The organism is Ralstonia sp. AU12-08, assembly GCF_000442475.1.
Classification (GTDB): Bacteria; Pseudomonadota; Gammaproteobacteria; order Burkholderiales; family Burkholderiaceae; genus Ralstonia; species Ralstonia insidiosa.
Genome location: NZ_ASZV01000049.1, coordinates 23,449 through 38,058, shown reverse-complemented (window position 1 = coordinate 38,058; position 14,610 = coordinate 23,449). Strand labels below are relative to the sequence as shown.

The window sequence follows — 14,610 nt, the reverse complement described above, 5'->3', positions numbered from 1 at the left end:
CCATGCGCCAGCACAAGGTTAGTCGCTCGCTGTCACTGCCTCGCATGATCGGTGGTGTCGTGCGTGGCTTCGCCATTGCCAACGGCACGCTCACCGCAGTGCTGGTCTACATCACCTACCGGGCGGGTTGGCAGTTTATCTGTGGATTCCTCGCGCTCGGCATGGTGGTTCACATGGCGCTGCGTTGGCTGACCAACAAGGACCCGTGGTGGAACCAAATCCTGATGGTCTATGACCGCTATGGCGACTTGTACGAGCCAGGCCCCTGGCACGGCAAGCTCGGCGCGCGCTTTCGCCGGCCCTACGGGTTCGACAGTGATCTGCCATGCTGAAGAAAAAACGGCCCATCCAGGAAATCGCTCCCTGGCTCACCTTTATCACGCCCTCGCTGGTGCTCGGCAAGGATGGCAGTTTGCTGGCCACCTACGGGCTGGGGGGCGTTGACGCGGACCACCCCAACAAGAGTGAGATCACATCCGCTCGGGATCAGCTCGATCAGGCCTGCCGCAGCCTGGACGGTCGCATCACTGCGTGGTGGCGCATCAAGCACCGCCGCGCACACGACTACATCGCCGGCGAGTTCGCCAGTGCTCATGACGCCAAGATCGACGAGCTCAATCGGGCCAACATGTCATCGGGCAAGTTCTACCAGAACACGCACTCGCTCGCGCTCAGCTACACGCCCGCATCCGGCCTGGACAAGATCTTCGAAAAGATCAGCTACCACGTCACGGTGGGCGGCAAGGGGCTGGTCGCGGCGTTATTCGAGTCGCTAAAGGACACGTTCCTCGCGCGCAACGCGTTCGCATTCGATCTTGCCAAGACGCAGGCCGATGCCAAGCGCTTCGAAGGCATGCTCGATGCGTTTGTTGGCGGCAACACCAAGATCGGGCTCAAACGGCAGATGCTGCAGGAGTCCATGGCACTTCTGCATCAAGCGGCGAACCCATCGGTGCCGCCACGCAGGATTCGCTTCCCGATGACGCTGCTGGACACCCACCTCACCGAGTCGATCGTGACGCCGGGTGCCGAGCAACTGCTCTTTGAGTCGGCGCATGGAATGCGCTACGCGGCCGTGGTCGCCGTCAAGGAATGGCTCGGCTTCCAAGAAGCGGCGCTGGACGTCCTGACGAAGCTCGATGTTGAGCTGGACGTCTGCGTCCTCTACCGCTTCTTGGACAACTCCAAGGCCAACGTCTACATCGAGAAGATCCGCAGCTTCTACAAGATGGCGAGCTTCAACCTGTGGAAGATTCTGAAGCAGTTCGCTGCCAAGGAAGAACAGGAGAACGATGAGGGCCGGGAACAGCTCGCCGACGAGGCGGGTCAGGCACTTCGCCGGCTGACCGCGGATGGTCAGCAGCATGGCTTCGCCAACATCTCCGTCATCGTCTACGGCAACACCGAAGAGGAATGCTCGGACGCGGTCAGTCTGGTCGTTGGCGCCATCAGTAACGCGGGGTTCGGCACGATTCGTGAAGGTACGAACCTGATGCCCGCCTGGAACTGCACGCTGCCCGGTCGTTGGGACAACCAGCGGCGCCTGCAATTTGTCGAAACACCGGCCGTGTCGGACGTCGCCCCGATTTGTACGATCAATCCGGGGCCGACCCGCAACGACTGGCTCTCGGACAAGGCCGGCAAGGAGATGCCACCACTCACCTGCTTGCCGACACGCCACCTGACTGCCCAGCGCGTCGACATGCACGAGCCCGGGGGCAATGGCCACCTCTTCGTGATCGGCCCGATCGGTGCCGGTAAGTCGGTATTCCTGAATTTCCTCATGTCACAGTCGGGGCGCCATAACCCCCGGCGCATCCGGTTTGATAAGGACCGGTCGACACGCATCACCACGCAACTCGGTGGTGGTCAATTCATCGATGTCACCGGTAAGTTTGCGACCGCCACACGCTGCAACCCGCTGTCCCTGCTCGGCGAGGCGGAGAACCACGCCTACGTGACGGAATGGCTGATCTTGGCCATCGAGGACGAAGACGGATTCAGGCTCACCCCCACACAGAAGACGGACATCTTCGACGCGGTTCAGATTCTGGCCGGCTATAGCCGCGAGCAATGGACCCTGTCCTTCTTCGCCACACTGATCCACGCCGATCTGCGCGAGCGGCTGCAGCTCTGGATGAAGGGTGGTCAGTACGGTGACTTCTTCGACAACGTCGACGACGCGTTCCAAATCAGCGATGACCTGACCATCGAGATGGGTGAGCTGCTCATCAACTACGAGCGCGCGGCGGTTCTATTCCTAGACTACGCCTTCTTCCGGATCAGCAAGAGCATGGATGGTCAGCGATTCACGCTGATCGAGATTGAAGAGGCGGGCTTCTTCTTCAAGTACGAACGCTTCTACAGGCGCTTGGAAACGTGGCTGACCACCATCCGCAAGCTCAACGGTGCCGTGTGGATGGCAACACAGTCGCTGCGCCAGATCGCGCGGATTACCGACTTCGAGGTGCTGAAGGAAACCATCGCGAACTTCATCTACCTGCCCAACAGCCTCGCCAATACCAGCAAGAACCTGTACTGCGACACGTTCGGCCTGACCGTCGACCAGGTGCAAATGATCAACGACGCCGTGCCGAACCGCGACTACCTGTGGGTCACCCGGACCACGTCGCGCATGCTCCAGACGGACTTCAAGCCTGAGATGGTTGCCCGGCTGCGCTCCGACGGCAAGGCGCAAGCGGTTTTCGACAAGCACTACATGCAGGGCGATGGCTGGGAGGACCGCTACGTGCGTGAACTTCTGGCCGCCTAAGCCGAAGTCGTACCACGGCGCTGCGTTGCGCCATCTCTCAATCGAAGGAGCCACCCATGCTCAAGACCACATTCTCTGCAACTTTGCGAAAGATGCGCGGCACATTCGTCGTGGCCGCATCCGCCGTCGTGCTGTCGAGCCCCGCCCATGCCTCCGGCTGGCCGGTGTTCGATGCCGCTAACTTCCTCAAGAACACCATCAGCGCGGCGCAAGCGTTGAAGACCGAGGTGTACGAGAACACCAACATCATCTACCAGTACAAGATGATGCTGAACCAGCTCCAGCAGGCTGTGGGCCTTGATGACATCAAGAACCAAGCGCAGATCGACTCGATCCTGGCGGACGTGAAGCGCTACTCGGACTACGGCCAAGTGCTCCAGCAGCTTTACGGGGCAGTCTCCAGCGATGCGAGCTTCTTGGACAAGGTGAACGGCCTGGTGGTGGTGTCCGGCAAGTCGCCCGCGCAATGGTTCGAGGACCAACGCACGCTCCTGACCTCTGGGAATAAGACGGCGCAAGCCTTGTTCGATGCCGGCACCGACGTCGCCAAGAACATCGCGCATCTGGCCCAACGTCGTCAGGACCTGCAGTCACAGATGACGCTGAGCCCGACGGCGCAGGCCACCGCCCAGACCACCAATCAATACCTGGACCTGCTCTCCAGCCAGAACGCCGACCTCATCAAGCTGATTGGCACCAAGGTGCAGGCTGACGCCGTGAAAGACCGGAAGGAGAACGCCGACACGGAAGAAAAAACGGCGGCCATGCAGAGCGTGATCTCCAGCCAGGACGCTCAGCTCCAGAAGCTGCGCCAGTCCGTGTACACGCGCAGCAGCACCGCCCAGTGAGAGTGGCACAGATGAGCTTTCCTCGACTGATGGGCCTGATGCGCATAGCGTTGCTGGTCTGCCTCGCGGCGTTGTCGACAGGTGCAACGGCGCAGGCAGACGCGACCTTCCCTGTCACGACACCCTCGACGCCGTCTCCCACCGGCTCTGCGGGGTCAGGCGCGGATAACCAATCCGGTCCCAACCTCGCCGGGCCGAAAGGCGCGGTCGGGGAAGCCATCTCTAGCGCGCTCAAGAAGTTCACCGATTCGACGGCGCAGGTCATCAATGCCGCGGTCGGTATCAGTCACACGATTACCCCAGAAGCCGCCAAGTTCGCGGCGGCGCTGGGCATCATCACCATTGTCCTGGCGGCAATGCGCTTCGCTGGCGCTCACCACCCCGTCACCGCGTGGACGAACTTCCTGGAAGAGATGGCGACGCTCGGGATATTCGCCGCGATCTATGTGGGATACGAGCGGTTCGCGCCAGGCATCTACCAGTACTTCAACACCATGGCCACGTCCATCGCCGGCGGCGACCTTTCGCCCGGTGCGACGTTGGCCACGACGGCCGGCAATTTGTGGGACTCCTACGGCAATGCCCTGAATGCCGCGACCTGGTACCAGAAGATTGGGGTGGCCCTGGCCCTGATCCCCCTGCTGCTTGCCTTCGCCGTGACGGTGGCGACATCGGTGATCTACAACTTCTACATCTCGCTCGGTCAAATTCAGGTGGCCATCGGCATCGTCGTCGGCCAGCTCGCGGTCGCCCTGGGTTTTTCCGAATTCACGCGCAAATACTTCCTCGCCTGGTTTGACTACATGGTGTCCGGCTCTCTGTATGCAGTGGTCGCGGCAATCATGTCGAAGCTGGTGACCGCGTCGTTCGCATCTTCACTCGGTGACGTGAACTCGATCGGTACCGACACGATGGCGGGCGCCTGTTATGCGCTCGTGCTGAGCATCTTCCTGCTGTTCATTTCGTTCGAGATTCCGAGCATTGCAGGCAAGCTGTTTGGCAATGGTGCCGGCATCAGCGGCGGGGCCGTAAAGGGCGGCATCAAGGCGGCGTGGGGCCTTGGCAAGCGCATGGCGGGCTGACGATATGAACCACACGCCAATGCCCATCGCTGCATTGACCGCCACGCTCGGTTCGCGGCTGGACCTCGTTCGGCAGTACGCGAACGAGTCGTCGAGCGCGGATTTCGAGCGCAAGTGGTTGTCCGTGCTCGAAACCTGCGCCGACTGGTATTCGTCGATGCCGCTGCGCCCCGAACAGCATCCGGAACCCGGTGGCGCGTTTCGCGCCACGGTCGAGACCGTCTACTACGCCCTGCGGCTATCCGGGGGACAGAAGTTCGGCGCCGACCAGCCCTCGGAGCGTCGGCGCAAGCTCGAACCACAATACCTGTATGCCGTGTTCCTCGCGGCGTGCTGCACCTGGCTGGACGAACCGTTCCGCCATTTCCAGTTCTACCGACTGAGAGACCAGGCCGAGTGGAGCCCTGCCGCGCATGGCGCCTTCTCGGCTTGGCTGGAAGGTGGCGAATACCGTGTGCAACGCCGAGAGGCGCCATTGCCCATCGAGCGGATGCGTACCGCCCTGCTCGCACGTTCCATCCTCGGCAACACTCGGCTGGAGCTGCTCGAGAGCATGGTGCAAACCGACCTCTTCGGTGCGATCAATCCGGAGAGCCGCCCGGCCGGTACCGAGTCGCTGCTGCACAAGGTCCTGCGTCAAGCCGTGGCGGTGACCTGCGACACCGAGGACAAAGCACGGCGCGCGCGCTTTGCCCCCGATACCACGCCGATTCCTCCCGCGAAGACGTTGGAGGACGGATTTGCCGCTCACGCTCAACCGGCCCCGGCGGCCGAGAAACGTCCATCGCAGCCCAAAGCCAAGGCGGCAAAGAGCGAGCCGTCGGCAGCGGATAGCGTCTCGGCGCTGTTCGAGCAGGCCAAGGCCACGCCGACGTCAACCGCTTCAGCTTCGCCTGAGACGCCAGCGCCGACATCGGAGAAGCCCAACACCCAAAGCTCACTGTTCGACTTGGACTCGATGCAGGTGCCCAAAGAGCCAACGGTCAAACAGGAAGACCCGTTTGCCGAAATCCTGAGTTCTGCGAGCACGCTCATGCGCGAGTTCTTCCGCGCACTCGTGCAGGACGTCGAGTCGGGCAAGGTGGCCGTGCACTGGGCCGAAAAGGGGCTGGTGCTGCAAAAGCGGATTCTCGGCAGCTACGGCATCGCCAGCGAAACGCTGGTGGACAACCTGCGCAAGCTCAACCTCCTCGCCAGCTCGCAGGGCGCTGACATCGTGCTGGTCGAGCGCATTGGCTCGCTGATCCTCGCCCGTCCGCAGCAATGAACTACGTGAGCCACTTTCGCCCGATCTTCGAGGCCCGCGCGGCCGTCGGTTGGCTGATCGGTTTGATCTTGCTCCCCCTGTCCGGCATGCCCCACGCATGGGCGTTCGCGGTCATTTGTGCTCTGTTCCTCGTGGCGCGCGCCTACCAGGTGCGCAAGGCGCTGGCCTTTCGCATGTCGATTTCGACGCGTTGGCTCACCCTCATTCAGATCGACGTGCTGCTGCGCACGAGTGCCCGCATGCGAGCCGACCTTGACGCGATGTACTTCGGTAACGGCTTCGAATGGACGCAGCGCCATTGCCAGATCGCGCACGACATCTTGCGCATGCCGTCCACCGAAATTCCGGGTCTTCCGAAGTGGCTCCCGCCGAAAGTCGCCAAGCGAATCGAGACCGCGTTTGCGCCGCCCAACAGCGTCCCCGACACGGCCCCGCAGGGCAAGTCCTGGATCCACGGGATGGAACCCAACAAGATCGAAGTGCCCCTGCACTATAAGGCGCTCGGCGGTCACACGGCCGTGAGCGGCACCACGGGTGCCGGGAAAACCAAGACCTACGAGCTGATTGCGACACAGGTCATTCACAGCCCCAACAAAGACGTCCTCATTATTGTCGACCCGAAGAACGACAAGGACTTCAAGAAGCGCGTCGAGCGTGAATGCAAGCGTGCCGGTCGCAAGTTCCTGTACTGGAAGCAGGCTGCGCCGTCCGAATCGATTCGGATGAATCCGGTTGAGAATTGGTCGCAGCCGTCGGAAATCGCCAGCCGCGTCTCCCAACTGATGGAAGAAGGCCCTTTCCGCGACTTTGCCTTCCTCTTCATCGACCGCGCAGTCAAGGGTGAGCTGTACGTCGGCGACAAGCCGAACCTCCGCTCGATCCTGAATTACGCACAGTCCGGCATCAATGGTCTGCTCGATCGATGCCTGCGCCGATTCTTTCCGGAAGCGGGCATGCTCGACTGGGAAGACGAGGCCAGAGGCTTTCTGCAGCGCATCGCCCAGAAGGGCGGGGTGGATCCTCTGCAGGGGATGGTTCAGCTCTACGTCGACAACTTCGCAAAGAAGGGCCTCGGCCACGAGACGATCGACGGCCTGGTGGCCACCTTCGTGCACGATCGCGAGCACTACATGCGGATCATCGCCTCGGCGCTGCCGCTGCTGCAGATGCTGGCTACCGGCGAAACCGGTCTCATGCTCGCGCCGAAGGCCGACGATTTCACGGATGACCGTGAGATCTGGGATATCGAGCGCGTGATCAAGCAGAAGGCCGTCCTGTACGTTGGCCTGGATTCGATGTCCAACAGCATCGTCGCCAAGGCGATCGCTTCCATGCTGCTGGCCGACGTGGCTTCTGTCGCGGGCGCCATCTACAACTTCTACGAGACGCCACCCGACATCGTCTTGCTGGTCGATGAGGTGGCCGAAGCCATCAACGAGCAGGTGATCCAGATTCTCAACAAAGGCCGTGGCGCCGGCTTCCGGTCGTTCGTGGCGTTCCAAAGCCGCTCCGACCTGGAAGCCAAGCTTGGCAGTGCTGCAAAGATGCTGCAGGTGCTCGGCAACCTGAACAACCAGATCATCCTGCGCCTTGAGGATACCGACACCGCGCAATGGTTCTCCGACAAGGTGGGCGAGACAGCCATTCGCAACATCGTGGTGTCGAGCAGCGCAAGCACAGGTTCCGAGTCGCACGTCGGGGAATTCAGCGGCTCCGTATCTCGCTCGACGCAGTTGGAGAAGGCGCCGCTGATTCCGCCACGCCTCATCACCGAACTGCCGAACCTCCAGTACTTCATGCGCATCTCCGGTGGCTCGGTCTACCAAGGTCGCATTCCCATCATCCAAGGATAACTGCAGCATGCCCAGTCTGTTTCGACAAGTCGTGAACCAGTACAAGCTTTCGTCGAAGCTCGCGCCCGTCTTCATCGCCTTCCCGGAGCTGGATGACTCCTGCAAGCGCGTCGTCGATTTTCTCGGCGTCAATTTTCGCGTGCGCGAAGAACCCCTCGTGGCCGAGATGCTGATGGATGCGTTGTCGGCTTACCGCCAGGCGCGCAAGGAGGGCGACGCGAATATTGCTTTCGTGCGCGGCCTCTTCACCCGCTCGCACGAGATCTTTTCCATGCGCTACGCCGCGTTCAAGGGCGAGAAGTACCACGTCTGGGCACCACTGCAGGAACCCATCCCGGACTTCGAGGCACGCCAAAGCGCCGGCTACCAGTGCCGCATGGTCGATGAGCCCTGCCCTGACGACGTGACGCCGCGCAGCGCTGCCATGCAAATGGCTGCGCGGGTGCTCAGTGGGCACGTCTTCTGCCGCTATTTCGAGGAATACGATGTCGCTGAAGAATTCGCTCATCGCTAAGGTGTCCCGGCTCGATCTCGATACGGTCGGCCGTATCGAACTCGCCGCCCGAGGCTACCTGCAGGAACTGGCCGAGATTCCGCCCGAGTACGCCCGCGGCCGCGAAGCACTGTGCTTCGCGCTGCAGAGCGTCGCACTTCGCCGACCGGCGCTGTTCTGGTTTGGGTTGGCTTCCGTCATCGTGACGCCGGCGTTGCTGATCCTGCGCGTGGTGCTCTGATGGCTGACAGTCGCTTCGCCTCGCACCTTCGCCTGTGGACGCTTGTTGCCCCGATCATGCTCGCGGTCGGCTGTCCCTTCCTCGAAGGCGATACCACATTCGAGATTTCCGACGCCGAACTGGCGTCGGTTGAACTGAACCTGGGAGACACCGCGGCGACGCGGGCTGCGGATCGGACCAACACGCAGTTTCGGCACTGGTTCGTCGAGTCTGGCGCCATGAAGGCGTGGACGTCCACGCTGCCGAACAGCACCGATATCTCCGACGCTGGCGCGACGGACATGAGCAACGCTTGGCTGCGGCACTTCTGGATGTCCATCTACCGAGGCATCTTCCGCGCGAACGTCGCTCTCTCGTGGGCATTCGGTGCCTTCGTCTTCGGCATGGCCATGATGAACGACGGTGCCGTCTCGCGCCGAATCAAAGCAGCTGCTGCCGGGTTCGCAAGCCCCGTTGCTTTTCACGTGGCGGCACACGCCACGGTCATCACCCTGGGATTGGGCACGTCCGCCCTCCTGTTTCCATTTTCCTTGAACACGATGTGGTGGTCAGTCGGCGCGCTGGTGTTGGGCGTGCTCGGCTGGCGGATGGCTGCATCGTTTCACGTAGGCCGATAGCCGCGTTTCATTCCGTCCCACTGGCGCCCATTTTGGGAGCAAATTTTAAGGAGCACACCATGCAGAACACGATCGATAAGGTTGCAGGCGCCGACAACTCCGACGTTGCCGTGACGACGAACGGGGATACCCTTCCCAACGATGAAGTTGAATCCAGCGCCGCAGCGAATACGGCAGGCGCAACAACACCGTCCGACGTTGAACAAGAACTCAACGAGATGGAGAGCGCGGTCGATGCGCTGCAGCGCGACAGTCTGATCTCGGCGGCCGACGCGGACAGCCAGAAGGGCGAGGTTGCGCGCACCCGCAAAATGTTCCGCGAAATGTCGCCGGATGATCGCGCCAAGATCGTGTCCCGCCGGCGCGAACTGGGGCGCCAGATCCTGACCCGTCAGCTCGCGGGTGCGTCTGTTGTCGAGACTATGGTCAAACTCAACCACACGCGCCTCAAGCCCCTGTTCGAGCAGTGGTGGCCGTTCATGAACCGGATGACCATCAACCTGACCCGCTTCGGACACAGCACGTTCACCGCGTCGGAGCTGTCGACCATCACAAAGCACTTCGAGACACAAATGGCCAATCTGGAAGCCTACGTCGATGAGCAGCTGCGCGTCGCCGAGGGCTATCGCGCAGCACGCGAGAAGGACATGGAATCCAGCGGCGCAATGATCTGGAAGCCGTCGGTCACAAAGCCGTCGATGGAGATGGTGGTCGAAGCATACTCGCCCTTCTCGATGCGGGCTCTGGGCGTGCTGAACAAGTTCGACCGGGCCATGGATCACTTCGACTTCATGGTGTGGAACGCCATCCGCGATCAGTCGGACGTGAACGAGGAAGTGAATCGCTTCCTGCGCAAGTTCCAACCGCTGGCCATTCGTTGCTACACGACGCACCTGCGTCTGATGACCACCGTGCGCAACATCTGATCTGAGCGCGCTCGTGCCCTGCCGGACGACCTCCGCCGTATCTTCACCTGTTGGTGGCGGTACGGCGTACGCATCGGCACAGAGGGTTCCGCCGGCGGCGGGCCACATGCGCTCGGCATTTCCTGAATCGCCTGCAAACGACATCACCATGGAAGCGACATCGCTGCTGAGCGAGATTCGATCTCTCAATATCGCGTATCTGCGCCTTGCTCGCAGGCTGCTAGCCACCGATCAAGCCCTGGCGACAACTGCGCTGGGTATCTCTCAATCGATGGGCGAGGCATTGCTGACCCTCGACGAAGAGGCATGCGTGCGCATGGCACAGACCAATCTGTTTTTGTGCCGCATCCACTTTGATGATCGGGTGCTCGCTGCGCTGTTGGCTGGACCTCGCCTGGAGCTGTTGGAAAGCCCTGCCTCGGCGGGCAAGGCGGCCCCCGCGATTGCGTGACGCCCCGGGTTCGGCGCGCAGCGGTCTACTCCACCGACATTTTTTGAAGCCGATTGCCGGTTTTTGCGAGTCACTGCCATTTATGGAGTGGCGACGCACTCGATCGCTAACCGCTTACACATCCATTGGGAACACCATGAACTCACAGGCCACACTGACAAAGCTGTCCGTCGCATGGACGCTGGTCCGCCACATCGCATTCTGGGGTGGTTGGGCTTTCCGCTTGCTGGTTGTCGTGCCGAGCGTCGCGTTCTGCCTACTGCTTGCGATCCATAGTGACTTCTCATTCTCCGCGATCCCGCGCGAGCTGCTCCAGTCCGTCGCTGATAGAGCCAAGTATCCGGCGGCTCCGGCTGGCTATATCACGATGCAGACATGCAAGGACACCACGTCTGCCGTCAAAGGCTTGCCCCCGCCGCAGGCCCTGTGCAAGACGTTTGGCTTCGAACAGCAGTCGATCGACGCTTCGGCGCGCGAAGCGGGGATGAATCTGGCGCTGATGTACAGCATCTTCGCGCTTCTGGGCTGGGGTTGGTACTTGTTCTCTGGGTCCTTCAACGACAGCCTGCGCGCATTCCGCTCGTCGCTTCAGAAGGTCCGTCGAGCCTAAGTCCCGGGTGCCTGCGAGTTTCCAGAAGCTTCACCCGGCTCGCAGGCCACTTGCCGACCCCATCGGCCATCGCAGGCTCGGGGTTGGCCACCGTATTGGTTTCTCAGATGCCCACGTCAATCCTAGACGAACTGAACCCGTCACAGCGCGAAGTGGCAGACCTACGCCTGCACTGTGTCGCCGTTGCCTGCCCGGGCGCCGGAAAGACAAAGACAATTGCGACCAAGGCAGCCATTCTTCTCGCCGATCCCGCATGCAGGGTCGGTGCTGTGACCTTCAACAAGGAGGCGGCCACGGAACTGCAGGAGCGCATTCGCGCGCTGGCCGGGCCGGCATCGAAGGCTCGCCTGTTGGCAGGGACCTTTCACGGGCTGGCGTTCAAGCAGCTCACACCAAAGGGATGCAAGCAGCAGGACATCGCCAACGAGGGGGACCAGTTGGCGCTGGTTGCACAAGCCCTGAAGGAAGCCGACCTTGATTGGAAGGAAGAAGCCGCTTTGGCCGCCATCGAGGCAATCAAAATGGACTTCGGCAGGGTTCCGCCTGGCAGCGTTGAGGAGCGCCTGTATTCGGCATACCAACAAGCGCTGGCGCGGAACGGGAAGCTCGACTTCCAGGACATGCTCTGTATGGCCATCGAGGGCATGGAGCGCGGAACCATCTCGCCCTACCCTTTCACGCACCTGCTGGTCGATGAGTTCCAGGACACCGATCCGCTGCAATACCAGTGGGTCGCGCAGCACGCGCGCAGTGGCTCGATCGTGACCGTAGTCGGTGACGATGACCAAAGCATCTACGGCTTCAGGGCCGCGCTCGGATTCCGAGGCATGGAGTCGTTCATCAAGGAGTTCGACGCGCGTCCCGTGATTCTGGGGGAGAACTATCGCTGCAAGTCAGAAATCCTCGCCGCTGCCGACAACGTCATTCGGAACAACAAGGAGCGCATCCGCAAAGATCTGGTCGCCGCGCGTGGCCCCGGCGGCCACATCTCGTTTCGGCGCTTCGATGACGAATATGCCGAGGCCGTGAACGCAGTGGAGGCCCTCGCAGCGTCGATGCGCGCCAGCAAATCGGCAGCGATCCTGGCAAGAACGAACCGTATCCTCGACCCAGTTGAGGCCGTCTGCCGCTCCCATGGCGTGAAGTATTTCCGAGCGTCCGGCAAATCAATCCTGAGCCGGGCCGAGGCCGCGCTAATGTGCAACCTGCTCGAACTCATCCAGAAAACGAAGACCAACGGCCTCGATGCCGTGCTGGCGTTCGCTGGCGTCGGAGCGCAAGACCTCAAGACGTTGCACAGCCGGATCGGTCCCAGTCTTGAGCAGCGGCCGCGCAAGGAGCTGGTCGAGATGGGCCTGGCCGAGAGCACCGCGGACACGTACCGGGAGCTGATGAAGCGGCTTGCCGAATGGCGCGGTCTCTGCGATCGGAAGTTCTATCCGCTCGTGCTGGAAGGTGTCTACGAGTGGATGGCTCAACGTGCCAAAGCAGACACCGCCAAGCGTGCGGTCACCACGACCTACGACGTGCTGAGCCGCCTCAACGGTCCATTCTCGGATCGTATCGCCTTCCTGCGGCGCGAGAACAACGTACCGGCGGCCGACGCGCTGATTCTCACGACCATGCACAACTCAAAGGGCTTGGAGTGGGATCACGTATGCATCATCAGGGCTGAAGAAACCGTGGTGCCGAACGAGAAGAGCACAGAGTCCGAGGAGCGTCGCTTGTTCTACGTGGCCATGACCCGTGCGCGCGACCGTCTTGAGATGAGCACGGCGAAGAAGAATCCAACCTCTCGATTCGTTCTTGAAGCCGGTGTGTCGAAATAATCAGCTAGACTTTTCCCGACAGCACGAAGTTCAGAATTTCGCCGGCATTGGGTTCGCCCCAAGTTTCGTGTGCCACCCATTCGAAAAAATTCGATTCCGCTGCCTTGGAGGGCTTCTTGCCTGCGACGACCTTCAACTCCTTCACAGAACACTGATCGTTGTAACGCGAGAGCATCGCCGACTGATCGTCAGCGGATAGTTCCCCAAAGTAGCCCTGCGCATGCGGAATGCGAGCTGCGAGGTATTGCGCCCGCGCATCCTCTTCATTCTTTGGGCTTCGTGCCAACGGCTTCTGCTGCTGTTGACCAGCTCCGGCAGACTCAGCCTTGCCCGCGCCCTTGCCCCAATCCTCCGTAAGCGACTTGCGAAAGTACGCCGGGATGTTATCCAACGGCGGAACACCCTTCTTCGCTTGTCGAGCGCGCGTGTAGCTGATTGCCTCCAGGATGCGTTCGGCTCCGAACGTGCGAACGAGGCGCTTGGCCTCGGAATGCGGGACACCGAACTTGACCACTGTGTTGACTAGGTCTTGGTGAGGCTCCTCCTCCAGTGCGCTCACTTTGCGACTGATCTTGAATTGAATCTCACCGACGGTTCGGCCGACCTTGTGCTCGATCAACTCGATCTCATGGTCTGATACATCATTGATTTCGGCAATACTCGGCGTCAACACCGCTCGCTTGAAGATCTTGTATTCCTTGTATTTGGTCTCGCTCTCTTCGCGTCCGAGTATGAGATTGCGAAAGGTGGCCAGTGGGATACGTGCGGTCAGGCCTATCCGTTCGAACCGTACAGTGTTCTCCCACAACGCAAGCGAATAGGACCGCCGGAACAGCTTGGCGATCCGCATGTCGATCATTGCGTACCGTTGGGGATCCAGTAGCTCCTCACTGATCTGCGGAGCGAACGAATACGACAAGACGGAGCCCACAATCTTGGCGCCGGCAATGAGTGTTGAACCCGTCCATGTCGACGTGCCGTCGCTATTGAGCTGATCCCAATCCACGACAGTGCGCATCAACGATTTTGCGGTCTCTTTGATGTATGCGTTGTCCTTCGTGGTGAGGTCGAGCGCTGCCATCATCTGAGGGATAGAGACCTGAAACGTGTTGTTTGTTTCTCGGCCTGCCAGGCGTTGCTCGATGGCGTTCTTGATCAGTGCATTGAAGATGCGGCGCTGCTGGAGCGACAGCGCACTACCTACCGGTGAAACGTGGATCGCTTGAACCGCCTTCTTGAACGGCTCAGGAGCCTCCTGTTGTTGAAACAGGGCGATCTGGGAACCCTTCTTTGCTTCGGGTACGCGTGCCATGACCTAGTGGGTGGGTTCGCTATAGGTGAAAAACTAGGGGTAGATTTTTCACCTATAGCGCTCGTTTGGCAATCTTACGTTGCCAGGAAGGGACAGCGCTCGCTGCCTGAGTGTTCGACTCTTGATCTCGCTCTCCCCAAAAACGTTCACCTTTTACGCGGGCTTTCGGCCCCGCATTCCTCGAAAGGTGAACGGATTTGGGGGGCTTTCCGCAGTTGCCCGTCCATCTATTGTGCTCCATAGCGCTCATTTGCCCATTTCGTAAGCATTGGAAGGGGCGACAGACTCTTGAAGTCGTCTCGGGTGCG

The 14,610-nt window shown here is 60.9% G+C and carries 14 protein-coding genes; 13 read left to right on the top strand and 1 reads right to left on the bottom strand.

Annotated elements, in window-relative coordinates; genetic code table 11:
* The first annotated feature begins 2 nt into the window (after positions 1-2).
* The 13 genes from C404_RS55050 (at position 3) to C404_RS54990 (ending at position 12,990) form a co-directional block, all read left to right on the top strand.
* Positions 3-332: a VirB3 family type IV secretion system protein gene (locus C404_RS55050; protein ID WP_012435623.1), complete on the top strand. Its 330-nt coding sequence runs from the start codon at positions 3-5 to the stop codon at positions 330-332.
* Complete coding sequence (locus tag C404_RS55045) at positions 326-2,773, top strand: VirB4 family type IV secretion system protein (protein WP_012435622.1); 2,448 nt, start codon at positions 326-328, stop codon at positions 2,771-2,773. The genes C404_RS55050 and C404_RS55045 overlap by 7 nt, the downstream gene beginning before the upstream one ends.
* A 56-nt stretch (positions 2,774-2,829) precedes the next feature.
* Positions 2,830-3,621 (top strand): conjugal transfer protein TrbJ, encoded by a 792-nt coding sequence (locus C404_RS55040; protein WP_012435621.1) that lies wholly within the window; start codon positions 2,830-2,832, stop codon positions 3,619-3,621.
* An 11-nt stretch (positions 3,622-3,632) separates the two neighbouring features.
* Positions 3,633-4,703: a type IV secretion system protein gene (locus C404_RS55035; RefSeq protein ID WP_012435620.1), complete on the top strand. Its 1,071-nt coding sequence runs from the start codon at positions 3,633-3,635 to the stop codon at positions 4,701-4,703.
* A 4-nt stretch (positions 4,704-4,707) separates the two neighbouring features.
* A complete protein-coding gene (locus C404_RS55030; protein ID WP_012435619.1) occupies positions 4,708-5,970 on the top strand; it encodes a TraI domain-containing protein in 1,263 nt (420 codons plus the stop codon).
* Positions 5,967-7,823: a conjugative transfer system coupling protein TraD gene (traD, locus tag C404_RS55025; protein ID WP_012435618.1), complete on the top strand. Its 1,857-nt coding sequence runs from the start codon at positions 5,967-5,969 to the stop codon at positions 7,821-7,823. Before C404_RS55030 ends, traD begins: the two co-directional genes overlap by 4 nt.
* A 7-nt stretch (positions 7,824-7,830) precedes the next feature.
* On the top strand, positions 7,831-8,337 hold the full coding sequence (locus C404_RS55020; RefSeq protein ID WP_012435617.1) for a hypothetical protein: 507 nt from the start codon (positions 7,831-7,833) through the stop codon (positions 8,335-8,337).
* Complete coding sequence (locus C404_RS55015; RefSeq protein ID WP_012435616.1) at positions 8,309-8,557, top strand: hypothetical protein; 249 nt, start codon at positions 8,309-8,311, stop codon at positions 8,555-8,557. Before C404_RS55020 ends, C404_RS55015 begins: the two co-directional genes overlap by 29 nt.
* Positions 8,558-8,613: 56 nt before the next feature.
* On the top strand, positions 8,614-9,174 hold the full coding sequence (locus C404_RS55010; RefSeq protein WP_225694716.1) for a DUF4400 domain-containing protein: 561 nt from the start codon (positions 8,614-8,616) through the stop codon (positions 9,172-9,174).
* 59 nt (positions 9,175-9,233) lie between these two features.
* Positions 9,234-10,100 (top strand): hypothetical protein, encoded by an 867-nt coding sequence (locus C404_RS55005; protein ID WP_012435614.1) that lies wholly within the window; start codon positions 9,234-9,236, stop codon positions 10,098-10,100.
* 148 nt (positions 10,101-10,248) lie between these two features.
* Positions 10,249-10,551: a flagellar transcriptional regulator FlhD gene (locus C404_RS55000; protein ID WP_012755739.1), complete on the top strand. Its 303-nt coding sequence runs from the start codon at positions 10,249-10,251 to the stop codon at positions 10,549-10,551.
* A gap of 136 nt (positions 10,552-10,687) precedes the next feature.
* Positions 10,688-11,161 (top strand): hypothetical protein, encoded by a 474-nt coding sequence (locus tag C404_RS54995; protein WP_012435612.1) that lies wholly within the window; start codon positions 10,688-10,690, stop codon positions 11,159-11,161.
* A gap of 107 nt (positions 11,162-11,268) precedes the next feature.
* Positions 11,269-12,990 carry an ATP-dependent helicase gene (locus C404_RS54990; RefSeq protein ID WP_012435611.1) on the top strand — a complete coding sequence of 574 codons (1,722 nt, stop codon included), beginning with the start codon at positions 11,269-11,271 and terminating at the stop codon, positions 12,988-12,990.
* Between the two features lie 4 nt (positions 12,991-12,994).
* Here C404_RS54990 and C404_RS54985 read toward each other — a convergent pair whose 3' ends face one another.
* On the bottom strand, positions 12,995-14,302 hold the full coding sequence (locus tag C404_RS54985; protein WP_012435610.1) for a replication initiation protein: 1,308 nt from the start codon (positions 14,300-14,302) through the stop codon (positions 12,995-12,997).
* Between the last annotated feature and the right edge of the window lie 308 nt (positions 14,303-14,610).